Consider the following 21373-nt stretch of genomic DNA (forward strand, 5'->3'; position numbering starts at 1 on the left):
CCGCCTTGTACATTTGTACACATGATAAGCCCTATTAGATATAGGGCTTATCATGCCCAGATAATGCACGGCAATAAACGCCCGTCACGCTCTTGCAAGTCAACGCTGACTACTTCGCCGGGCCTGACCTCTCGGGAACTGTACAAACTGCCAACGCGCCCCCGGTGGTCAGCCAGATAAACACGCCACATCTCCCTGTCACGTTCCCCGGGGTTCTTTGCCTTGAACACTTCACGGCACACACTCAACACTGTCTTCTCCATCTCTGAAATCCTTTCCGGAGCGAAAAACAACGCCCCCACGTTTTTGTCCGTGGAGGCGCGGAAGGATATGGGAATATCACCAAATAACCTTTTAGCGAAATATAAAATTTCGCTAAAATCCATATATTTAGCGAAATATGATCCATTTTCCTCCCAATCGGGCACACAATGAATTCCTTGGCAATGGCTGCCCCCAAACGTTTTTGTTCATCAATTTTAAAGCAGCGAAATAGCTTGTTTGACATAAGTTACTCCTAATAGTTCCATATTGGAAAACTCTTCGTAATCCAACTGACGCATACTGTGTTTTGGAATTACTGCCCGCGTAAATCCCATGCGCTGCGCTTCACGCAGACGAATCTCAAGATTTACTACGTTGCGGACCTCACCGCCAAGGCCAACTTCTCCAATCGCGATCATATCATCCGGGACCGGTTTATCCAGCAGGCTTGAAACGACTGCCATGCAAACAGACAAATCGCAGGCTGTTTCGTCCAAATCCAGTCCGCCGACAATATTGATATAAACATCCAGATTACCCATAAAAAAGCCTGCACGCTTTTCCAAAACGGCCAGCAGAAGATTCATGCGATTGAAATCAAAACCGGACGCCGCTCGCCGAGGAGTTCCGAACCCACTTTTGGTCGCCAATGCCTGTACTTCTGACAAGATCGGCCGTGATCCTTCCATTGTGCATGCAACGCAATTGCCACTGACCCCAATCGGACGGCCTTCCAGCAACAGCTTGGAAGGATTCTCAATGACTTTCAGACCGGCACTTGTCATGTCAAACATGCCGATTTCATTGGTAGAGCCATAACGGTTCTTCACCGCACGCAAAACCCGGTAAGGCAACATTTTGTCCCCTTCAAAGTACAAAACCGTATCCACGATGTGTTCCATGACTTTCGGACCGGCAATTGCGCCATCTTTATTTACATGGCCTACAATGAATGTGGGAATTTCGTTGCTTTTAGCCACTGTCAGCAAACGCGCGGTACACTCTTTGACCTGAGAAACACTTCCGGATGACGAAGAAATATCCGCACAATTCATCGTTTGAATCGAATCGATAATGACCAGGCCCGGTTTCATATGCTGGATGAGATCACAAATTGCATCAATATCTGTTTCCGCCGCCAAAGAAATGTCTTCCTGGGCAACCTTTAACCGTAATGCGCGCAATTTAATTTGACGCGTGGATTCTTCACCTGTAATGTAAAGCACATCCACCTTTTTGGCCACTGCACCACACAATTGAAGGAGCAACGTGGATTTTCCCGCTCCGGGTTCTCCGCCCAAGAGAACGACACTTCCAATGACAATTCCCCCACCCAACACACGGTCCAGTTCGCTGATTCCTGTAATAATGCGGCTGCGCTCTTCCGTTGTGCTGATATCTTTCAGTTTACTGGCAGCAATCACCGGCCCGCTGGCCGAATTGCCGCGTGTTGCTTTGGAAGAAAGACCCTTGCTTTTCTGCTCACGTACAATATCTTCTACCAGTGTATTCCATTCTCCGCAGGAAGGGCAGCGTCCCATCCAGCGGCTGGAAACCTCTCCGCAGCTGGTACATACATAAACCGTCTTTAATTTATCTTTTGGCATAAATGGACTCCTTTGGTTGCGGTTTTTATTAGTATAGCACAAAATATCCTTTCAAAAAAGCAAAAGAGGCAGGTTCGCTGTATGCAAACCCGCCTCTTTTCAGGAGCGTTCCACAGATTGCAAAAAAGTTTGCAGTCTTGTGTTTTCAGGATGATTAAACAATTCTTCTGGCGTGTTTTCTTCGATAATACGTCCTTCGTCCATAAAAATGACTCTGGTTGCGGAGCTTTTGGCAAAACGCATATCATGCGTGACAATCAGCATTGTAATTTTTTGATCTACCAGTTTTTGAATCGTTGCGATTACTTCGTTGGTCGTTTCCGGATCCAGTGCACTGGTAGGTTCATCAAACAACATAATTTGCGGATGCATTGCAAGGGCACGGGCAATGGCGATGCGCTGTTTCTGCCCGCCAGAAAGCTGTGCCGGAAATTGTGTTGCCTTGGAAGAAAGCCCCACAATTTCCAGAAGTTCCATGGCCTCTTTCCTCACCTGTTCGGAATCTCGTTTTAAAATTTTCAAAGGCGCAACCATAATATTATCCAGACACGTCAAATGCGGAAACAAATTGAAGTGCTGAAATACCATACCGGTTTTGGTACAGATCCGGCGTATCTCTTTTTCAGAAGGATACCGCGCAACGCCATCTACCGTTTCAACCAACACATCCTGATCGACAACGATTTTACCGGAAGTGACTGTTTCAAGATTATTGATACAGCGAAGCAAAGTGCTTTTTCCGCTTCCGGAAGAGCCTATGATCGCGACGGCTTCCCCTTTTTCCACCTGAAGAGAAACGTCTTTCAACGCTTCAAATTTTCCAAACTTCTTGCAGACATGTTCTATGGAAAGAATTGACATAATTACGCCTCCTTTTGTTCGTGGCGCGAAAAGCGCTTTTCACACCATTGGGACAGCAACGTCAACACAAACGTCAAAATCAGATAAATAACCGCAGCCAGGAAAAACGCCGTTGGATTTACATCACGATTGTTTGCGTCTTTGGCGGCCTTTAAAAGTTCGGCCACACCGATAGCTGTCACCAGAGCGGTATCTTTGACAAGCGTAATTACTTCATTGCTGATAGGCGGAATGACCCGGGCAATTGTCTGCGGAATAATAATGATCCGCATGGTCTGCCAGCGGGAAAAACCGAGTGTTTTGGCTGCTTCATGCTGTCCCGGATCAATAGACTGAATTCCCGCGCGGTAAATTTCGGCAAAATAGGCAGCATAGTTGAGAACGAATGTCACCACTGCAGCCGTAACATTCTCCATACGGAAGAAATCCGCCCATGCGGCATTGATTTGCTGCATCATAATCGGCAAGCCGTAATAAACAAAAAACAACTGCAACATCAGCGGCGTGCCGCGAAACAGCCAAATATAAACTTTACAAATAGCTCGGATGGGCGAAAACCGCGAAATAGATCCCAATGCAAACGGAAGGCCCAAAGGAAGAGACAGTACCAATGTTACAAAGAAGATGTACAGTGTTTGCACCGTCCCTTTTAAAAGAGACGGCAAGATCAATTGTATATATTGAAAATCCATTTCGTTCTCCTCGCTTATGTCCTGTTTTCCATAAAAAACGGGCGGCTTTCAGCACCGCCCGTTCAATGCGTGGCTTTTATTCCGGTTTGACAACGATGTCTTCTCCAAACCATTCCTTACTGATTTCAGCGGCTGTTCCCTCTTCAATCAGCACGTTGAGTGCATCGTTGACGGCCTGCGTCAGTTCCGTATCACTTTTACGGAATCCGATTGCATAAAGGTCATCGCCAAAATCCACATCGGACACAGAGAATACCTGACCCATTTTAGCATTTTTATATCCGCCGTAAACCTCATCGATAATCATGCAGTCCAAACGCCCGGCCTGAACATCCAGGATTACTTCATCGTATGTAGGATATTCGGTCAGATTGCCCTGAATGGAACTATAAATTTCGTCTGCTTTTACGGCCTCCAGCGCAGCACTGCCAGCCTGAATTCCGATCTGGTAATTGGCTAAGTCTTCTTTGCTGTTTACCGTAACGCCCTCTTTGGTCATAATAACGATTTTGTTATTCAGATAAGCTTGGGAAAGGCTCATCTGCTCTTCACGTTCCGGCGTAATAGACATTCCGTTCCATACGCAGTCGATGGTACCGGAACTGAGTGCCAGCTCCTTGGAATCCCAGTCAATGGGCTTGAAGGTAGCCTGCACGCCCAACTGCTCGCATACCGCATTTGCAAGATCGATATCAAAGCCCACTAAGTCGCCGGCTTCATCCCGAAATCCCATGGGAGCAAACGTATCATCCAAGCCGATGACCAGTTCGCCTTTTTCCTGAATATCCGCCAATGTAGTGCTGTAGGTACCGGAAGCAGACGCATTTTGTATAGAAGAAGCATCCGCTGACGTGGAAGCGGCTTCGCCGGAACAAGAAACCAAAAACATTCCCATAAGTACTGCGCTCATGGCGACTGCAAAAATCCTTTTCACTCTGAATCCCTCTTTCAGCCAAGTTTTAAAGACGAGTTCATTATACTACATCACGTTATCATAGTAAAGTGATAAATTGATTTTTTTTAAAAAAAGAGAAGCACTTAAAAACAAGCGCCTCTCTTTTTCTGTCTTAAACAATCAGCATGGCATCTCCAAAACTGAAGAAGCGATATTTCTCTGCAACGGCAACCCGATATGCATTCATTGTGTTCTCGTAACCGCAAAAGGCGGAAACCAACATGATCAGTGTACTCTCCGGCAAATGAAAATTGGTAATCAAGCCGTCGATGGCACGGAAAGCAAAGCCCGGATAAATAAAGATGTCCGTGTCTCCGCTGCACGCGCAAACTTCGCCATGAACGGCCGCTGCCGCTTCCAATGTGCGGCAGCTGGTTGTCCCCACCGCAATGACGCGATGTCCTTCTTTTTTGGTACGCTGAATCTTTTCCGCTGTTTCGGCACTGATGCTGTACCATTCGCTATGCATCTTATGGTCCAGAATATCATCTTCTTTTACCGGACGGAAAGTTCCCAGCCCCACATGGAGCGTTACTTCAGCAAATTGGATTCCGCGTTCCTTCAACGTTTGCATCAGCTCAGGCGTAAAATGCAAACCGGCTGTCGGCGCAGCGGCACTCCCCAGCTCTTTTGCATAAACGGTCTGATACAGAGAACCATCGTCCAGCTGTTTTTGAATATACGGCGGTAGTGGCATTTTTCCAAAAGCATCCAACTTTTCATACAGTGTTTGCGTGTCATATGAAAAGCGGACCAGCTTGTTTCCGTCATCTCTTGTTTCCAGAATTTCTGCAGTCAGGGTTCCGTCACCAAATTCAACGGTATTCCCAACATGCAACCGTTTTCCGGGCTTGGCCAGGCACTCCCAAACATCGCGTTCGGCTTCCCTGAGCAAAAGCAGCTCGCACACCGCCCCTGTTGCTGATTTATGGCCAATCAAACGTGCAGGGAGGACTTTGGAATTGTTAATGACAAGCAGGTCGCCAGGTTCCAACAGCTCCGGCAGATCGTGAAAAATCCGATGTGAAATACAGCCATCGTTCCGTCCGAGGCAAAGGAGGCGCGCAGCATCTCGTGGAATACACGGTTCCTGTGCGATCAGCTCCTGGGGAAGCTCATAATAAAAATCACTTTTCAGCATGGATCTCACCCTTTTTTCGTTGACAAGGTTTTATCGGAATGTTATATTTAGGAAGAAAAAGCAGTAAAAACACAAGCGTGTGTAAAAAACTGGTCGGACAAGCAATCCAGTATATTATATTGCATTTTTTACCGGTTTTCAAGCCGGTTTTTTTGTTATCTTGGGTTGAGCCATAAGGGCCGGTTTCTCCTGTTTTTTCAAAAAGAGCATTTTCCGTCGCGTAACAGCGAACGGATATTTTGCATAGAATAAAACGCGGTGAGGAAAGGATGAATGAAGATGAGACGGTTTAAGGTTGGTGTGGTAGGTGCCACAGGAATGGTTGGACAGAGATTTGTCACTCTGCTCGAAAAGCATCCGTGGTTTGAATTGACAACGGTAGCGGCCTCTCCCCGTTCTGCTGGGAAAACCTATGAGCAGGCGGTAGGTGCAAAATGGGCAATGAGCACACCTATTCCGGAAAAGGCAAAAAATCTGGTTGTCATGGATGCTTCTGATGTATCTGCTGTATCATCGCAGGTGGATTTTGTTTTCTGTGCGGTTGACATGAAGAAGGATGAAATCCGCGCTCTGGAAGAGGCTTATGCCAAGGCGGAATGCCCCGTTGTTTCCAACAACAGCGCCCACCGCTTTACGCCGGATGTTCCCATGATTGTTCCGGAAATCAATGCACAGCATGTTGAAATTATTGACGCACAGCGAAAACGCCTTGGCACCAAACGCGGTTTTATTGCAGTAAAATCCAATTGTTCGCTGCAAAGTTATGTTCCCGCCTTGCATCCTCTTATGGCGGATTTTGGAGTGAAAGAGTGTTTGGTATGCACTTACCAGGCGATTTCCGGCGCAGGAAAAACATTTGAAACCTGGCCTGAAATGGTGGATAACTGCATTCCTTTCATCAGCGGCGAAGAAGAAAAAAGCGAACAGGAGCCTCTGAAGTTGTGGGGACACATTGAGAACGGTCAAATCGTTCCGGCGACAGAACCTTCCATCACAGCGCAATGCCTTCGTGTGGCATGCTCTGATGGCCATATGGCTGCCGTGTTTGTCCGTTTCAAACAGAAACCTACCATGGAGCAAATAAAAGAAAAATGGGCGTCTTTTTCCGGCCCTGCGCAGGAGTTGAATCTTCCCAGCGCACCGAAGCAATTTCTGCATTATTTTGAGCAGGCCGATCGTCCGCAAACACGTTTGGACCGCAATCTGGAAAACGGAATGGCAATTTCTATCGGCCGGCTTCGTCCGGATACGCAGTACGATTATAAGTTTGTTTGCCTGTCTCACAATACGTTGCGCGGCGCAGCCGGCGGCGGTGTTCTTTTAGCTGAATTGCTGGCAGCAAAAGGATATTTCGACTGAGCATTTCTCTCTTTTCAGAAAGTGAGGGGATCCTTGTGAAACCAGTTCTTTTCAAAGGATCCGGCGTTGCATTGGTCACGCCAATGCGCGAGGATGGAAGTGTAAATTTCCCTCTTCTGGAGAAACTTGTTCAATATCAGATTGCACATCACACTGATGCAATTATCGTGTGCGGAACAACCGGTGAAGCACCTACGCTGGATGATGAAGAACATTTGGCGGCAATCGCATGCGTTGTGCAGGCGGCAGAAAAACAGGTGCCTGTCATTGCAGGAACAGGTTCCAACAATACAAAGCATGCAATTGAGCTTTCCCGGGAAGCAGAAAAGCTCGGGGTGGATGGTTTTTTGCTAGTCACACCCTACTACAACAAAACGAATCAGCGTGGTCTGATCGAGCACTTTTTTACCATCGCGGACCATGTGAATCTGCCTTGCATCGTGTACAACGTTCCTTCCCGCACGGGAGTGACCATCCAACCAGAAACCTATCTGGCATTATCCAAGCATCCGGGAATCGCAGGCGCCAAAGAGGCAAGTGGAAATTTTAGTGCCATTGCGCAAACAATGATGCTTTGCGGGGATGAGCTTCCGATTTATTCCGGAAATGATGATCAGATTGTTCCTTTACTTTCCTTGGGCGGCGCGGGCGTAATTTCCGTACTCGCCAATATCGTCCCTGAGGCAGTCCATGAAATTTGCCAGACCTATTTTGAAGGAGAATGTGAACTCAGTGCGCAATTGCAAAAGCAATATCTGGAGCTGGCACAGGCTTTGTTCTGCGATGTAAACCCGATTCCTGTAAAAGCGGCATTGTCGCTTATGGGAATTCATGCGGGGCGCTGCCGCCTTCCCCTGCCCGCTCCCAATGGGAAAGATTTGGCGCGCATACGAGATGCACTTTTAAAAGCAGGTCTGCCTGTGATGCAGTGTTGTTGAAAACAGATATTCAAAAAACAGCTCTCTCTGATAACTTTACAGAGAGAGCTGTTGTGTTTTATAATTAAGAAAGGAGATTTCGACAATGCTTGACATTCTTCTGCTTGGATGCGCCGGAAAGATGGGTTCCGCTGTGGCTCAGTTGGCGCGTGAAGAAGACGCCCGTTTTTGTATCCGTGCGGGGGTAGATTGCAGACACGACGAGTATACCGGTCTTTTTCCTGTCTTTTCAAAAATAGAAGAAATTAATATCCCTGTGGACGTTGTAGTGGATTTCTCTGTTCCGGAGATATTAACGGATACAATCGCTTGGTGCAGCGAATCCGGCACGCCCTATGTTGTCGGCACGACAGGGATTTCTTCCGCGCAATGCAAAGTTCTGGAAAGCGCCTCTCGTCAAATCCCCATTTTTCAAAGTTCCAATATGTCCTTGGGAATTTATGTTTTGAATGAATTAGCTTTGTATGCGCAAAAGTTGCTGGGCGAAGAATTTGACATCGAAATCATCGAAAAGCATCACAGCCGAAAAGTAGACGCTCCCAGCGGGACCGCTCTCTCCATTGCCCGCAGTCTGCGAGAAGCCGACAGAGCCTTGTTCTTTACATACGGACGCAACGGCAAGAAGCCGCGCGCAAAAGATGAAATTGGGATTCATGCTGTCCGGGGTGGAACAATTGCCGGAGAACATGATCTTTTGTTCGCTGGTGCGGACGAAACTTTAACTCTATCACACGCAGCCACTTCCCGGATGGTATTTGCCCGAGGAGCTTTGCGTGCAGCTGAATGGCTTGTTCGCCAGCCAGCCGGAAAATACACAATGAAGGATTTGATTGGTGCATGAAAAGAAAAAAAAGCGGACGTGGACACAGTCGTCCCCTGGGAATTGCCTTTTTCGTTGCGGGCCTGCTTTTATTGACAGCATTTATTTTGTTGTACGCCTGGGAATGGATGCGGGCACCGGAAACCCAAGAGACTGCAGCCGACATGTCGGAGACGGTTGAATCAGCTGTATCATCCTCCAGTGAGCCGCCACAGCCGACGGTCACAACACTTCATGTTTCCGCTACAGGAGATAACCTGATTCATGATGGAATTTATCTCCAGGCGCGGCAGCGAGCAGGCGGCAATGGATATGACTTTGGATTGCTGTACGAGAATGTGGCATATTTTTACCAAAACTTTGATATTAACTGGATCAACCAGGAAACATTGGTGACCGATGAACTTCCCCCCTCCTCGTATCCCTGCTTCTGTACGCCGGGGGCGTTGGCTCAGGAGGCGTATGATATTGGGTTCCGTGTGTTCTCTCTTTCCAATAATCACTCTTATGATCAGGGCGCGGAAGGAATTGCTGCAACACGGCGTTTTTGGGCATCCATGCCGGATGATGTGGTAACAACCGGTTTATTTGCCGGAGAAAGTGATTACAGCAATATTCCCATTCAGGAAAAAGATGGCGTTAAAATCGCCTATCTTGCTTATACCGATTCGACCAATGGCATTCCTACTCCACAAAATGCAGAAGCAAACGTGATTTACACCAGCCAGGAAGACGTGATTCAAATGCAAATCGAACTGGCACAGACAATGGCAGATGTGGTAGTGGTTGGTGTGCATTGGGGAACGGAAAACAGCCACGTGGTCAATGATGCACAGCGGACACTTGCACAAAAAATTGCGGATTGGGGCGCTGACATCATCATTGGAACGCATCCGCATGTGGTGCAGACCATTGAAATGCTGACCAGTGCAAAAGACGGGACGCAAGTCCCTGTTGCCTACTCTCTTGGCAACTTTGTCTCTACACAAATTCAGGCCGACAATCTGATTGGTATCCTGTTGACGTTTGATATTACAAAAACGACACAACCGGATGGGACAGTATCCAGCTGTGTCATCGAAAATGTGAAGGCCATTCCGGAAGTAATGCACTACGATGCAAACTTTCAAAACGCGCGCGCTTATCTGTTCCGGGATTATACCGATGAACTTGCTGCAAGTCATGGAAACGGGTCGATGAGCCGGGCATATATTCAATCTGTTCTGGAAGAAAACATTCCGGCAGAATATCTGGTGTTGGATTAAGCTAAAAAACGGCGGAGCATGCAAGATGCTCCGCCGTTTTTTCATTACAGACTGATTTTGTGATAAACTTTTTTCCCTTTTTTGACAACAACGCCTTCAGACAACTTTTCCGCTGAGAACAGATACATTGGATCCGAAATTTTTTCTCCATCGACGGAGATTCCGCCCTGCTGTACCAAACGGCGCGCCTCTCCTTTACTTGCAGTCAGGTTTGCTGCGACCATTGCGTCCAGCAGGCTGACTTTCCCGTCCACAACGAGGCTGCTCTCCAAAACAGTGGAAGGCATATGTTCCGCATCCACTTCCCCGCCAAACAAACTGCGCGCAGTATCAAGCGCTTTTTGCGCCTCTTCTTGGCTGTGAACCAAGCTGGTCAGCTCAAAGGCCAGCCGTTCTTTGGCTCGGTTGATAGAAGGTCCATCGGTCATATCGATCGCATCGATTTCAGCAACCGGCACATCTGTCAACAGCTTCAGGCAGTTTTGAACTTCGCAGTCATCGATGTTGCGCCAGTATTGAAAGAACTCATACGGGGAAGTTTTTTCCGGATCCAGCCAGACGGCGCCCTTTTCCGTTTTACCCATTTTTTTGCCTTCACGGGTCGTCAGCAGCGTAAATGTCATGCCGTAGACGTCGCGGGCATCGCAGCGACGATTCAGCTCTACGCCGCCAATGATATTGGACCACTGGTCGTTGCCGCCAAATTCCATTTTACAATCATAATTGCGGGCCAGCTGCAAAAAGTCATAACTCTGCATCAGCATATAGTTGAACTCAATAAAAGACAACCCACGTTCCAGACGCGTTTTAAAGCATTCATAGGTGAGCATTTTATTCACAGAGAAGTGGACGCCAATTTCCCGCAGGAAATCAATGTAATTCAGATTCAAAAGCCAATCTGCATTGTTCAAAAACAGCGCTTTTCCCTCAGAAACATCAATGAATTTGCTCATCTGCTTTTTAAAGCACTCAACATTATGCTGAATCTGCTCTTTCGAAAGCATTTTACGCATATCTGTTTTTCCGGTCGGATCTCCCACCATGGTGGTACCGCCGCCCAACAGAATGATGGGGCGGTGCCCGGCCTGCTGCATATGCCGCATAACAATCAGCTGCATAAAATGGCCTACGTGCAAGCTGTCGGCCGTCGCATCAAAACCCGTGTAAAACGTGATTTTTTCCCGGCCCAGCAAATCGCGGACGGCCTCTTCATCCGTGACCTGAGCGATCAAACCGCGCTCCCGAAACAAATCAAATACATTTTCCATTCAAAATTTCCTCCTTGTCCTATGCGGCAAAGAACGAAAAAACGCCCTCTGCCAATCGAAATTGGCAGAGGGCGAAAACTCGCGGTACCACCTCTGTTTACCAGCTTTTCACAAAACTGGCCTCTGCGTGTCCCATGAACACGACCACGCTTTAACGGGCGCACCCGTCAGCATTTACTCCTGTTTGTTTCAATGCCGCTGCTCGGAGATGTATTCGCTGTGCTTCCCGCTTCCCTTTGCACCAACCAGGGCTTCTCTTGACCGTTTCACACAGGTACTCTTTCCCGTCATCGCATTTTACAACATTTAGTCTACCATGAAAAAACTTTTTTGTCAATGAATTGCAGAACTCATCCCTGATGCAGATGGAGCATTTCACGCGCATTTGCCAAAGCAAGTTCTGTCAGGTTGTCACCGGAAATAATCCTGGCCAGTTCGCGCACCCGCTGTTCCTCATCCAGCGACTGAATTTCGGTAAACGTCCGATTATCATGAACTTTTTTTTGAATCAGAAGATGCTCATCGGCCAACGCGGCAATCTGCGCAGTATGCGTGATGCAGATAACCTGCCGGCCTTTGGATGTCTGTTTCAGTTTTTCGCCGATCCTTCCGGCTGCAAGACCGGAAACGCCGGTATCAATTTCATCATAAATGACCGTGCCAATTTCATCTTTATCCGCAAGAGCGCTTTTGACCGCCAGAAGAATACGGGAAAGCTCTCCGCCAGAAGCAATTTTGGCCAGCGGCTTTGGATCTTCGCCGGCATTGGTAGAGATGTAAAATTCGATTTGGTCTTGGCCCAGAGACGCCAGAGGGCCTTTTTTGTAGTTGAGGGCAAACCGAATGCCCGGCATATTCAAAAACGTAAGGGCCTGTGTGATTTGCTCATTAAAACGCTGAAAAGCATCCTGACGTGTTTGTGTGAGAAGGTCAGCCAAACGTTTCGCCTCTTCATACAAGTCTGACTGCTGCTGATAAAGCTCGTCCAATTGCTGTGTACTTGTCTCCATGGAAGAAAGTTCTGCCCGAGCCTGTTCTCCATAGTCGAGAATTTCTTCAATGCTCTGGCCATATTTTTGCTTGAGTCGGTAAATCAGGTCCAAACGATCTTCCACTTCGTCCAGTTCACGCGGATCAAAATCCATCCGTCCCAGCAAATCTGCAATATCGCTGGCAGCATCCTTGGCCATATAATACAGCTCATTCAGTTTTTCACCGACAGATGACAGCTCTGCACCAATATTCTGGATACTGTCAACTGCTACCGAAGCACTTCCAAGCATTTCCGTAGCGCCCGGTTCTTCTTCTGCACCGTCCAGCGCGTGGTAAGCCAATGTGAGCTGTTCTGTAATTTTTTGCGCATGCCGAATCAAATCACGCCGCTGCTGCAGTTCTTCTTCCTCCCCTGGCAGCAACTGGGCCATTTCTATCTCATCACATTGAAAGCGAAGAAGTTCCATTCGTTTTTCTTTTTCTTCTTCGTTCATCGTCAATGCGTCAATTTTCTTCTTGACTTTGCATAACTGCCGATAGACCTGATAATATGCCTCATGTTGTTTCTGATTTTGAGCAAATGCATCCAAAACGCCTAAGTGCGTCGAGGGGTCCATCAGGCTTTGGTTGTCGTGCTGTCCGTGAATGGCGATCAAACCAGAACACAGAGAACGTACAACAGCCGCTGTTGCAGACATTCCGTTTACGCGACATACACTTTTTCCGTCCGCGCTGATCTCTCGATATAAAAGCAGTTCGTCCTCTATCTCATAGCCGGCCTGCTCAATCTGATGCTGCACTTTTTCAGGAATCTGACGAAAAGTGGCCCAAATCCTGGCCTTTGGCGTATGGGTACGAACCAATTCACGGGAGGTTCGATTTCCCAGAATCGCATTGATGGAGTCGATCAGAATGGATTTACCTGCGCCGGTTTCGCCGGACAACACGTTCAGACCGCTGCCAAAATGCACAGCGGCCTTTTCAATGACTGCGACATTCTCAATTTTCAGTTCACACAGCATAATGTTCTCCGTTGGTTATCAGTGCGGAATGTATTTGGCAAGTTCTTCGCAAAGCTGCGCCGCCGTTTTTTCCTCCCGCATCAAAACAATAAATGTGTCGTCACCGGAAAGTGTCCCTACTACCCCATTCCATACCATGGCGTCAAACACTTCACAGGCGGCATTGGCCATTCCAGTATAACATTTAACCATCACAATATGGCCGGCATAATCTACCCGCAGAACGGACTCCCGGAAAATCGTCTCGAACCGGCTGGGAGAATGCGCCGACCGCCCTGCGCCGGAAGCAGCTACATAGCGATAGCCGCCATTGCCGGTTGCTATTTTGACAAGACCCAACTCGCGAATATCCCGTGAAACCGTAGCTTGTGTTACATCAAAGCCGCTCTCACGCAGATGGCTCAGCAGCTGTTCCTGCTTATCGATAGGATGCTGCTCGATCAGTTCTAAAATTTTGCTGTGGCGCGCATTTTTCATTCCATTACCGTCCTTTCAATTTTTTATCGATCGCCTCGAACTGGTCGGCTTCATTGAAGCAAATCAAAGAAATCGAACGGTCAGAGAGCGAAACTGACACGATATCGTCGTGAAAAATCGCTTCCTCCTGTAACCCGTCACAACTCAAAAGTGCCAGTTCCTGCGTAGGAGACATCACCTGAATCCGCAATTTGCGTTCCGCCGAAAAGACCATCGGCGGACTATGCATGCTGTGAGCACAGATGGGCGTAACCACAAGGCCGGAAATTCTCGCATCCAATACAGGCCCACCGGCCGAGAGAGAATACGCCGTTGAACCGGTGGGAGTCGCAACTACAACGCCATCTCCCTGATAGTGGTTTACCAAAATTTCATCACACCAGATCCGCACATCCACGGTTTGGGCAATTCCTTTTTTGAAAACCACCAAGTCGTTCAATGCGTACTGGCAAAAAGAATTTTTTCCCTGCACATCTACAGCCAGAAGTCTTCTTTTATCCAGCGTATAATCTCCGCGCACAAGGCGCTCCAACTTGTCTGCAAGTTCGTTTTCTTCCACAGTGGCCAAAAAGCCCATCCGACCTAAATTGATTCCGAAGAGAGGCTTTTCAAACCCAAGGCTTTGCCGTGCAATATGTAGAATTGTTCCGTCGCCGCCAATGGTAATAATAACGTCGCAAGCGGAAATCGCCTCATCCTGCTGTAAAAAAGAAAGGTCTGTTGTCTGCGTAAAAAACGGCTGCGCTTTTTTATCCAAAATTACCGAGACACCCAGCTTTTGAAACACCTCAATTGCACTGCATGCCACCGGAACAGATTGGGACTTACCCAAATTCAGCGCCAGAAAAACCGTCATATTGCTCACCTTACAAAGCTTGATGTGCCTGCTGGACCACTGCATCGATCCTTGCCGCGGAAAGCTCTACAGGCTGAGCGGATTTTTCCACGTACATTAAAAATTCAATGTTTCCTTCGGGACCTTTGATGGGTGAATAGTCGAGTCCCAGCGCAGAGAATCCATTCTCTGCCGCATAATGGCTGGCCGCTTCAATCACTTCCCGATGGGTCTGTGCTTCGCGGACGACACCTTTTTTGCCGACCTTTTCACGCCCCGCCTCGAACTGCGGTTTTACAAGGCAAATCCCCTGTGCATTCTCCGAAGTGATTTCTTTTGCAACCGGAAAGATATGTTTGAGCGAAATAAAGGAAACATCCACGCTGAAAAACTCAATAGAATCATCCAATTGTTCCCGCGTGACATGACGGATATTGGTCCGTTCCATATTAACGACCCGTTCATCGCACCGAAGAGACCACGCCAGCTGACCATAGCCCACATCTACCGCATATACTTTGATTGCGCCATTTTGAAGCATGCAATCTGTAAATCCGCCTGTAGAAGCTCCGATATCCATACAAATTTTCCCGTTTGGACTGATTGGAAAAACTTCCATTCCTTTTTCCAGCTTCAACCCGCCCCGGCTTACATATCCAATATCGTGTCCGCGCACTTCAACATGCGCGTTTTCATCGATCATATTCCCGGGCTTGTCGCTTTTTTCCTCACCCACATAAACAATCCCGGCCATGATCAACGCCTTGGCTCTTTCCCGGCTTTGCGCCAGCCCATGCTGGCACAAATATTGGTCCAATCGTATTTTCACAACATACCTCTTTCCAAATCCAACAATGATTGCGCATCCAGTCCAAACTGTCGACGCAGCTGATCAACACTGGCATGAGAAATACCAAGACTGGGCAATCCAACATGACGAAACATTCCCTGAAAGCCTTTTTCTTCAAGAGCGGAGCGCAAATGTTCACCGATGCCGCCGCTGGCAATGCCTTCTTCCACAAAGAGAATGTGGGAATAATTTATCAAAGCTTCTGCCAGCCCAATTGGTAACGGATGAATTACACACAGCTTAAACACATCCACAGCAATTCCATCTTTCTGCGCCACCATTTGAGCTGCTTTCAGAACCTGCGCAGATTCGCCACCATAACACACAAAGGCATTATGGGCAGTGCCATCTCCGAAATGGTACAGATCATATTCATTACCACTGCAGAGCAGTTCTGCAAGCGATTCATCTTCCGCACCGCGAGGATAGCGAAGTGCGCGCGGCCCCGTTTCCTGAAGCAGCTGCTTCAACCAGTGGCGCGTCTCTGCATAGTTACAGGGAGATACCACTTTAAAATTGTCGAGCTGGCTGAGAAACGCCGCATCAAAAATTCCCTGATGTGTAGCGCCGTCGCCTGGAACAAGTCCGGCTCTGTCCACTGCCACCAGCACATTGGCGTTTTGCAGAGACACATCATGGATCAGCTGATCATAGGCTCTCTGCAAAAAAGTAGAATATAAAGCTACGACCGGTTTCAGACCAGTCTTCGCCAATCCTGCTGAAAACGTAACGGCATGCTCTTCCGCCATTCCAACATCAAAGAACCGATCTTTGTGCTGTTTGTAGAAAAATTGAAGCCCGGTTCCATATTTCATCGCAGCAGTCACTGCGCAGATAGAAGCATCCTTTTCCCCGAGAGACGCAAGTTCTTCTCCGAACACCGTGGAAAAGCTGCTGGGCGGAGCCACATCCGGATCCGTCACATGATCCAAATCAAAGGCCGATACTCCATGAAATTCTCCGGGGTTTTGTTCTGCAGGCGCAAATCCTTTTCCTTTGACTGTCAAGATATGCAGAAAAACCGGTGCGCTCTGTTCATACTGATAAGCTGAAAAAAGATCGCACAATTCGCCAATATCATGTCCGTTGATTGGGCCGGCATATTGAAAGCCCATCTCTTCGAACATGGTAGAATGGTACAAAGAACGCCGAAAAGCAGATTTAACGGCCTGAATTCCCATGCGTATCGGTGGCCCGACAACCGGGACGGCATCCAAAACAGACTGAACGTCACGTTTGGCTTTAAAATATCCCGGACTGGTACGAAGCTGTGTCAAATACTGTGCCACAGAGCCTACGTTTTTGGAGATGGACATTTTATTATCATTCAGAATCACGATCAGGTTAGAAAGGGTTCGAATGTTGTTCATTCCTTCGTAAACCATTCCGCCGGTAAAAGCCCCATCTCCGATAATGGCAATTACCTTTCCTTTTTCACCGCGAAGCCTTTTCCCTTGCGCCAAGCCGATTGCGGCAGACAGCGCGGTACTTCCATGCCCCGCAATGAAGGCATCGTGTTCGCTTTCCGATGGATTGGGGAATCCGCTCAGGCCGTTTTCCTGACGCAAATGCGCAAAGCCGTCTTTCCGTCCGGTCAAAAGTTTGTGAGTATAACACTGGTGACCAACGTCCCAAACGATCTGATCGGTTGGCGTCGAAAAAATCTTATGCAATGCGACCGTTAATTCTACAGTACCAAGATTGGAAGAAAGGTGTCCACCGGTTTTTGAGACATTTTCAATCAGAAAAGAGCGGATTTCTTCGCACAAAATTTTCAGCTGCGGCTGCGTGAGCTTCTTTACATCGACCGGACTGCCGATCTGTTCTAAGTAACCCGTCTCTGTCACCTCACTATGCAAATTTTTCAAGGAACGGGAATCAGTACTGCAATTAAAATTCCCAAAAGTGCACCAGATAATACTTCAAACGGAGTATGGCCCACTTTTTCTTTCAGCATTTTTCCGTTTTTAGGAAGAATATTTTCAATGTTTCCGTCCATCCATCCCTGCATCATGCGGTTCAGGACCTTGGCCTGTTCTCCCGTTTCGTGCCGAACACCCATGGCGTCGTACATAACGATGGCTGCCAAAATAAAAGCGAAAGCAAAAAATGGCGAGTTAACGCCTTCCAGTTTCGCGGTCGCCATAAACAGAGAACAAACAAGTGCCGAATGAGCGCTTGGCATTCCGCCTGCGCCCCAGAGGCGCTCAGCCTCAAATTTTCCGCTCAGAAAGAAATTGATGGCGGTTTTGCTAACTTGCGCTGCCAGCCAGGAAATCAACGCAACCGATAAAATATAGTTTCCGAAAAAAATTCGTTCGATTACCTGCATCCTTCCCTCTCCCCGACTTATTTTTTGCGTTGCAGTAACGATTTTGCCAAGTCCTGAAGGAAAGCCGCTCGCATTCCAAAGTTGCGGCTCAACTCTTCACATGCCTGCTGCGTAATTTTCTCAGCCATCTCCATGGAACGGGAAACACCGTAGAGAGTCACAAAGGTGGTTTTTCCATTTTCCGCATCACTGCCAACAGGCTTTCCAAGCGTTTCCTGCACAGCGGTAACATCTAAAACATCATCTACGATTTGAAACACCAATCCAATGGAAAAAGCATACTGTGAAATCGCACGTTGAGTGGCTTCATCCGCCAAAGCAGCAATTGCTCCCAAGCAGGCTGCTGCATCAATCAACATCCCTGTTTTATTTTTGTGAATTTCCTGAAGCTGCTGCTCTGTTGCAGACTGATTTTCAAAACGAAGATCCAGTTCCTGTCCCCAAATCATCCCACGTGTTCCTGCTGCATGGCTAAGACACTTCACAGCATCTACATTCTGCTGCGGATTAAAAGCAGGCGCTCCGGCCAAAACCTCAAAAGCCTGGGTCAGCAAAGCATCTCCAGCTAATAGTGCTTCCGCTTCGCCAAAGGCCTTATGACACGACGGCTTTCCACGACGGAAATCGTCGTTATCCATGCAAGGCAAATCGTCATGGATCAGTGAGTAACAGTGAAGCATTTCGACTGCCGCGGCATACTCACATGCCAGCTGTTCGTTTCCATTCAGCATGTCACACACAGCCATGCACAGCACCGCACGGACACGCTTTCCACCTGCCAGAAGGCTGTAGAAAGATGCATCCGCAATTTTCGACTCAGTGTTCCAGTAATCTTGACGCAGCGTATTCAATCGTTGTTCTACACATACAAGATAATGCTGGTACTGTTCCTGATAGTTCATAATGCGCCTCTCATTCCTTGGGCGATATGGCCGTTTCCAACCGATCGGTAATTTCATCGATCTTCATCTGCGCATTGGCAAGTGTTTCATTGCAAAATGCGACCAACTCCGCAGCCTGTGCATACAGTTCCAAGCTGCGGTCTAATGTCGTTTCTTCCTGCGAAAGTTCACGCAGGATTTGATCCAGCTCTTCGCTCGCCGTTTCAAACGTGATTTTTTTCTTCATGAACATACCTCATCGGAATATACTTGCTCAACTATGCAATCAGTACTTCCCTTTTCCAAACGAATATGGAGCTTGTCCCCTTTGTTCAGTTTCTGCGAATCTTTTATCATTTCCCCCTGCTTTTCCACCACAGCGTATCCTCTGGCCAAAACACTGTATGGATTCAGGGAATGACACAGCTCCGCCCAATGTGCAAGCTTCTGTCGTCGCTGTTTTTGAAGAGATGAAACATGCTGATGCAACACAGACTTTTTCTCAATCAAAGAAGTTCTTTTCTGCTCCGGCAGCAAGCGTACTGCAGAAAAGGCCGGTGCTTGAACCGCACTATCGAGTCTATTATAGCACAAATGAATCTTCTGGTGCATTTCTTGGCGAATATTCGTATATATTTTGTATAAATTCTCCCACTCCGCACGCATGTCCGGCATCACCAGTTCGGCTGCTGCACTGGGAGTAGGCGCACGGAGATCAGCCACAAAGTCCAAAATCGAAAAATCGATTTCGTGACCAATTGCAGAAACCAGCGGTGTTTGGCAGGCATAGGCCGCCCGGGCAATCCGCTCATCATTAAATACCCAAAGGTCTTCACGCGAACCACCACCGCGTGCCACAATGATGACATCCGCCTTCCCACTGGCATCCAAGCGGCGAATCGCATCGACGATTCCAGGCGCAGCCTCGCTTCCCTGTACATTCACTGGAGCCAGCAGGAAATGTGCCATTGGATAACGCCGTCTGGTAACGTTAAAAATGTCCTGAATTGCTGCACCTGTTTTGGACGTAACCAGACCAATGCAATGGGGCATCTGCGGCAGCGCTTTTTTGTGCTCCGGTGCAAAAAGCCCTTCTTTTTCCAGCTTTTCCTTCAGCTGATCGAACGCAAGTTGCATCGCACCAATGCCATCCGGGAACAAATCCTCTACATATATCTGGAATGCGCCGTCCCGCTCAAACAGCGAAATCCTGCCACGAACAATCACGCGCATTCCGTTTTGCGGCAGGAATGACAGCTGCTGTGCATAACTGCGGAACATGACTGCCTTGACGGAACACTGCTCATCGCGTAAGGAAAAATAAAAATGCCCTGTTTTAAAATGATTGGTAAAGTTGGAAATTTCCCCACGCAATGCGATATCTGTCAGAACCGCATCGTGCTCCAAAAGTGTTTTTACATACCGGTTCAGAGCGGTTACAGTGATGACGTTTGCCATGACCCCACCTCAAAAGACGCAATCACGGAGACCCCGATCGCGTTGTCACTGGAATATTTGCCCGGCACAAAATAAGTGCCCGGTACCGCAGCCTGCACTTCCTGGCGAATAATGTCGCTGCTCATCACTCCGCCGGCGCAAACAACCGGCAAAGACGGATATTCTACATGCGCCGCTTCAATCATTTTGATGATTGTGCGTGCAATTGCGACCAAGCAATATTTTGCAGTATAGTCCAGAGTATATCCTTGTTCCAAAAGACGCATACATTGATTTTCAAGTCCCGAAAGGCTGCACTGCGTTCCCTTCACACTCACTTTTGGCTTAATCGTAGCAGTACATTCAGCTGCTTTTTCTGAAAGAAAGGAACCGGCCGGAAACGGAAAGCCCAGTCTCACGCCAATTCGATCCACAGCCTGTCCCGCATACAGGTCTGTCGTACCGCCTACCTTCTTTAAAATCTGATACCCTCGGCACAAAAGAAGCTCCGTTGTCCCACCTGAAATATGAAAAACCAAAAGCTCTTTTTCGAACAGATCCGAATTTCCGCAGGCGAGGAGCGCAGCGGCAACATGCCCCTGCTGATGAGTGGTCTCCACAAGAGGAATGCCACGACTCAAAGCGATGCTTTCGGCAACAGCCTTTCCCACCAAAAAACAAGGCATATAGGACCCCTCAACCGGGCGCGGCTTGCAGGAGACACCCACAGCTTCAATCTGCGTCAGCGGAGCGCAGGCATGGAGCTGCTTCAAAAGATTCGGCAGTGCGACCGTATGATGAAATACGGCATCGCTCTGGCGCAGGCCAAGCGCGCCCTGTTTCACGGGCAAAAATTCTTTTTTATCACAAACAACCTCTTTGGCGTTTGAATCATAGATTGCCAAAGAGGTTGCATAATTGCTGGTATCAATTCCTAAAACAAACATTTTTAACCTTCTGCAGTTACAGCTTTATCCCGCGAGATCGCGCCCAACACACCGTTGATGAACTGATAATCCTCATCGCCGGCCGCATATTTTTTAGCCAGTTCCACAGCTTCGTTGATCACGATGCTGTCCATATCGTCCTGGCCGGAAAAACGCATTTCTGCAACAGCCAACCGCAAAATAGTGCGATTCACCCGCGGAAGTCGTTCCAACGTCCAGTCCTTCAGTTTTGAACGGATCAGCTCGTCGATCTCCGAAAGATGTGCCGTATAATTGGCGAGCAGCGCACTGCCAAAATCATCCACGGCATATTCGCCGCATTCCCGAGAGTAACGAATAATTTCGTCTAATTCACAGGAATGAAATGAAGTCTCAAAAGCGGCAATAAAAGCATTTTCACGAGCGGTTCTTCTTTTCATAATTTCCCTC

General features: G+C 47.9%; 22 protein-coding genes and 1 other annotated feature. Of the genes, 4 read left to right on the top strand and 18 right to left on the bottom strand.

Annotation, left to right across the window (positions count from 1 at the left end; genetic code table 11):
- Positions 1-50: 50 nt before the first annotated feature.
- The 6 genes from ACKTS9_RS01575 to queA all read right to left on the bottom strand — a co-directional run bounded on the left by ACKTS9_RS01575 (position 51) and on the right by queA (position 5520).
- Positions 51-428 (bottom strand): hypothetical protein, encoded by a 378-nt coding sequence (locus ACKTS9_RS01575; RefSeq protein WP_349216300.1) that lies wholly within the window; start codon positions 426-428, stop codon positions 51-53.
- 51 nt (positions 429-479) lie between these two features.
- Positions 480-1871: a DNA repair protein RadA gene (radA, locus tag ACKTS9_RS01580; protein ID WP_349216299.1), complete on the bottom strand. Its 1392-nt coding sequence runs from the start codon at positions 1869-1871 to the stop codon at positions 480-482.
- 99 nt (positions 1872-1970) lie between these two features.
- Positions 1971-2732: an amino acid ABC transporter ATP-binding protein gene (locus ACKTS9_RS01585; RefSeq protein WP_349216298.1), complete on the bottom strand. Its 762-nt coding sequence runs from the start codon at positions 2730-2732 to the stop codon at positions 1971-1973.
- Between the two features lie 2 nt (positions 2733-2734).
- Positions 2735-3424, bottom strand: a complete 690-nt coding sequence (locus ACKTS9_RS01590; protein ID WP_349216297.1) for an amino acid ABC transporter permease — start codon at positions 3422-3424, stop codon at positions 2735-2737.
- 76 nt (positions 3425-3500) lie between these two features.
- Positions 3501-4358 carry an amino acid ABC transporter substrate-binding protein gene (locus ACKTS9_RS01595; RefSeq protein ID WP_349216296.1) on the bottom strand — a complete coding sequence of 286 codons (858 nt, stop codon included), beginning with the start codon at positions 4356-4358 and terminating at the stop codon, positions 3501-3503.
- A 133-nt stretch (positions 4359-4491) separates the two neighbouring features.
- The gene (gene queA, locus ACKTS9_RS01600) at positions 4492-5520 is read right to left on the bottom strand and encodes a tRNA preQ1(34) S-adenosylmethionine ribosyltransferase-isomerase QueA (protein ID WP_349216295.1); all 1029 of its coding nucleotides are present in this window, start codon (positions 5518-5520) and stop codon (positions 4492-4494) included.
- Positions 5521-5799: 279 nt separating this feature from the next.
- Between queA and asd the strand changes: the two genes are divergently transcribed.
- From asd to ACKTS9_RS01620, 4 genes are all read left to right on the top strand, one after another.
- Entirely contained in the window at positions 5800-6879 is a 1080-nt protein-coding gene (asd, locus tag ACKTS9_RS01605; RefSeq protein WP_349216294.1) for an aspartate-semialdehyde dehydrogenase, read from the top strand.
- Positions 6880-6914: 35 nt separating this feature from the next.
- Positions 6915-7817 carry a 4-hydroxy-tetrahydrodipicolinate synthase gene (dapA, locus tag ACKTS9_RS01610; RefSeq protein ID WP_349216293.1) on the top strand — a complete coding sequence of 301 codons (903 nt, stop codon included), beginning with the start codon at positions 6915-6917 and terminating at the stop codon, positions 7815-7817.
- 85 nt (positions 7818-7902) lie between these two features.
- Positions 7903-8658 (top strand): 4-hydroxy-tetrahydrodipicolinate reductase, encoded by a 756-nt coding sequence (dapB, locus tag ACKTS9_RS01615; RefSeq protein ID WP_349216292.1) that lies wholly within the window; start codon positions 7903-7905, stop codon positions 8656-8658.
- Positions 8655-9902 (top strand): CapA family protein, encoded by a 1248-nt coding sequence (locus tag ACKTS9_RS01620; RefSeq protein ID WP_349216291.1) that lies wholly within the window; start codon positions 8655-8657, stop codon positions 9900-9902. Before dapB ends, ACKTS9_RS01620 begins: the two co-directional genes overlap by 4 nt.
- A gap of 44 nt (positions 9903-9946) precedes the next feature.
- Here ACKTS9_RS01620 and tyrS read toward each other — a convergent pair whose 3' ends face one another.
- The 12 genes from tyrS to nusB form a co-directional block, all read right to left on the bottom strand.
- Entirely contained in the window at positions 9947-11170 is a 1224-nt protein-coding gene (tyrS, locus tag ACKTS9_RS01625; protein WP_407878582.1) for a tyrosine--tRNA ligase, read from the bottom strand.
- 64 nt (positions 11171-11234) lie between these two features.
- Positions 11235-11470, bottom strand: a binding site (T-box leader).
- Between the two features lie 50 nt (positions 11471-11520).
- Positions 11521-13185, bottom strand: coding sequence for a DNA repair protein RecN (gene recN, locus ACKTS9_RS01630; RefSeq protein WP_407878584.1), 1665 nt, complete (start codon positions 13183-13185; stop codon positions 11521-11523).
- An 18-nt stretch (positions 13186-13203) separates the two neighbouring features.
- Complete coding sequence (locus tag ACKTS9_RS01635; RefSeq protein WP_349216288.1) at positions 13204-13662, bottom strand: arginine repressor; 459 nt, start codon at positions 13660-13662, stop codon at positions 13204-13206.
- Between the two features lie 4 nt (positions 13663-13666).
- Positions 13667-14518: an NAD(+)/NADH kinase gene (locus ACKTS9_RS01640; protein WP_349216287.1), complete on the bottom strand. Its 852-nt coding sequence runs from the start codon at positions 14516-14518 to the stop codon at positions 13667-13669.
- A gap of 10 nt (positions 14519-14528) precedes the next feature.
- Positions 14529-15326, bottom strand: coding sequence for a TlyA family RNA methyltransferase (locus ACKTS9_RS01645; protein ID WP_349216286.1), 798 nt, complete (start codon positions 15324-15326; stop codon positions 14529-14531).
- Entirely contained in the window at positions 15323-17215 is a 1893-nt protein-coding gene (gene dxs, locus ACKTS9_RS01650) for a 1-deoxy-D-xylulose-5-phosphate synthase (RefSeq protein WP_407878588.1), read from the bottom strand. Before dxs ends, ACKTS9_RS01645 begins: the two co-directional genes overlap by 4 nt.
- Positions 17212-17679, bottom strand: a complete 468-nt coding sequence (locus ACKTS9_RS01655) for a divergent PAP2 family protein (protein ID WP_407878590.1) — start codon at positions 17677-17679, stop codon at positions 17212-17214. Before ACKTS9_RS01655 ends, dxs begins: the two co-directional genes overlap by 4 nt.
- 17 nt (positions 17680-17696) lie before the next feature.
- On the bottom strand, positions 17697-18581 hold the full coding sequence (locus tag ACKTS9_RS01660) for a polyprenyl synthetase family protein (RefSeq protein WP_407878592.1): 885 nt from the start codon (positions 18579-18581) through the stop codon (positions 17697-17699).
- Positions 18582-18591: 10 nt separating this feature from the next.
- The gene (gene xseB / locus ACKTS9_RS01665; RefSeq protein ID WP_349216282.1) at positions 18592-18807 is read right to left on the bottom strand and encodes an exodeoxyribonuclease VII small subunit; all 216 of its coding nucleotides are present in this window, start codon (positions 18805-18807) and stop codon (positions 18592-18594) included.
- A complete protein-coding gene (gene xseA, locus ACKTS9_RS01670) occupies positions 18804-20018 on the bottom strand; it encodes an exodeoxyribonuclease VII large subunit (RefSeq protein WP_349216281.1) in 1215 nt (404 codons plus the stop codon). The genes xseB and xseA overlap by 4 nt, the downstream gene beginning before the upstream one ends.
- Positions 19997-20944: a glycoprotease gene (locus tag ACKTS9_RS01675; RefSeq protein WP_407878595.1), complete on the bottom strand. Its 948-nt coding sequence runs from the start codon at positions 20942-20944 to the stop codon at positions 19997-19999. Before ACKTS9_RS01675 ends, xseA begins: the two co-directional genes overlap by 22 nt.
- Positions 20945-20946: 2 nt before the next feature.
- Positions 20947-21363, bottom strand: coding sequence for a transcription antitermination factor NusB (nusB, locus tag ACKTS9_RS01680; protein WP_349216279.1), 417 nt, complete (start codon positions 21361-21363; stop codon positions 20947-20949).
- Positions 21364-21373 lie beyond the last annotated feature (10 nt).

The sequence above is a fragment of the Owariibacterium komagatae genome (genome assembly GCF_045865535.1).
GTDB lineage: Bacteria > Bacillota > Clostridia > Oscillospirales > Ruminococcaceae > Ruthenibacterium > Ruthenibacterium komagatae.

Coding starts and splice junctions, on each gene's coding strand:
- dapB (WP_349216292.1), top strand. CDS start 7,903: ATGCTTGACATTCTTCTGCTTGGATGCGCCGGAAAGATGGGTTCCGCT.
- ACKTS9_RS01590 (WP_349216297.1), bottom strand. CDS start 3,424: ATGGATTTTCAATATATACAATTGATCTTGCCGTCTCTTTTAAAAGGG.
- ACKTS9_RS01585 (WP_349216298.1), bottom strand. CDS start 2,732: ATGTCAATTCTTTCCATAGAACATGTCTGCAAGAAGTTTGGAAAATTT.
- ACKTS9_RS01660 (WP_407878592.1), bottom strand. CDS start 18,581: ATGAACTATCAGGAACAGTACCAGCATTATCTTGTATGTGTAGAACAA.
- asd (WP_349216294.1), top strand. CDS start 5,800: ATGAGACGGTTTAAGGTTGGTGTGGTAGGTGCCACAGGAATGGTTGGA.
- xseB (WP_349216282.1), bottom strand. CDS start 18,807: ATGAAGAAAAAAATCACGTTTGAAACGGCGAGCGAAGAGCTGGATCAA.
- ACKTS9_RS01640 (WP_349216287.1), bottom strand. CDS start 14,518: ATGACGGTTTTTCTGGCGCTGAATTTGGGTAAGTCCCAATCTGTTCCG.
- xseA (WP_349216281.1), bottom strand. CDS start 20,018: ATGGCAAACGTCATCACTGTAACCGCTCTGAACCGGTATGTAAAAACA.
- radA (WP_349216299.1), bottom strand. CDS start 1,871: ATGCCAAAAGATAAATTAAAGACGGTTTATGTATGTACCAGCTGCGGA.
- ACKTS9_RS01635 (WP_349216288.1), bottom strand. CDS start 13,662: ATGAAAAATGCGCGCCACAGCAAAATTTTAGAACTGATCGAGCAGCAT.
- recN (WP_407878584.1), bottom strand. CDS start 13,185: ATGCTGTGTGAACTGAAAATTGAGAATGTCGCAGTCATTGAAAAGGCC.
- queA (WP_349216295.1), bottom strand. CDS start 5,520: ATGCTGAAAAGTGATTTTTATTATGAGCTTCCCCAGGAGCTGATCGCA.
- ACKTS9_RS01620 (WP_349216291.1), top strand. CDS start 8,655: ATGAAAAGAAAAAAAAGCGGACGTGGACACAGTCGTCCCCTGGGAATT.
- tyrS (WP_407878582.1), bottom strand. CDS start 11,170: ATGGAAAATGTATTTGATTTGTTTCGGGAGCGCGGTTTGATCGCTCAG.
- ACKTS9_RS01675 (WP_407878595.1), bottom strand. CDS start 20,944: ATGTTTGTTTTAGGAATTGATACCAGCAATTATGCAACCTCTTTGGCA.
- nusB (WP_349216279.1), bottom strand. CDS start 21,363: ATGAAAAGAAGAACCGCTCGTGAAAATGCTTTTATTGCCGCTTTTGAG.
- ACKTS9_RS01655 (WP_407878590.1), bottom strand. CDS start 17,679: ATGCAGGTAATCGAACGAATTTTTTTCGGAAACTATATTTTATCGGTT.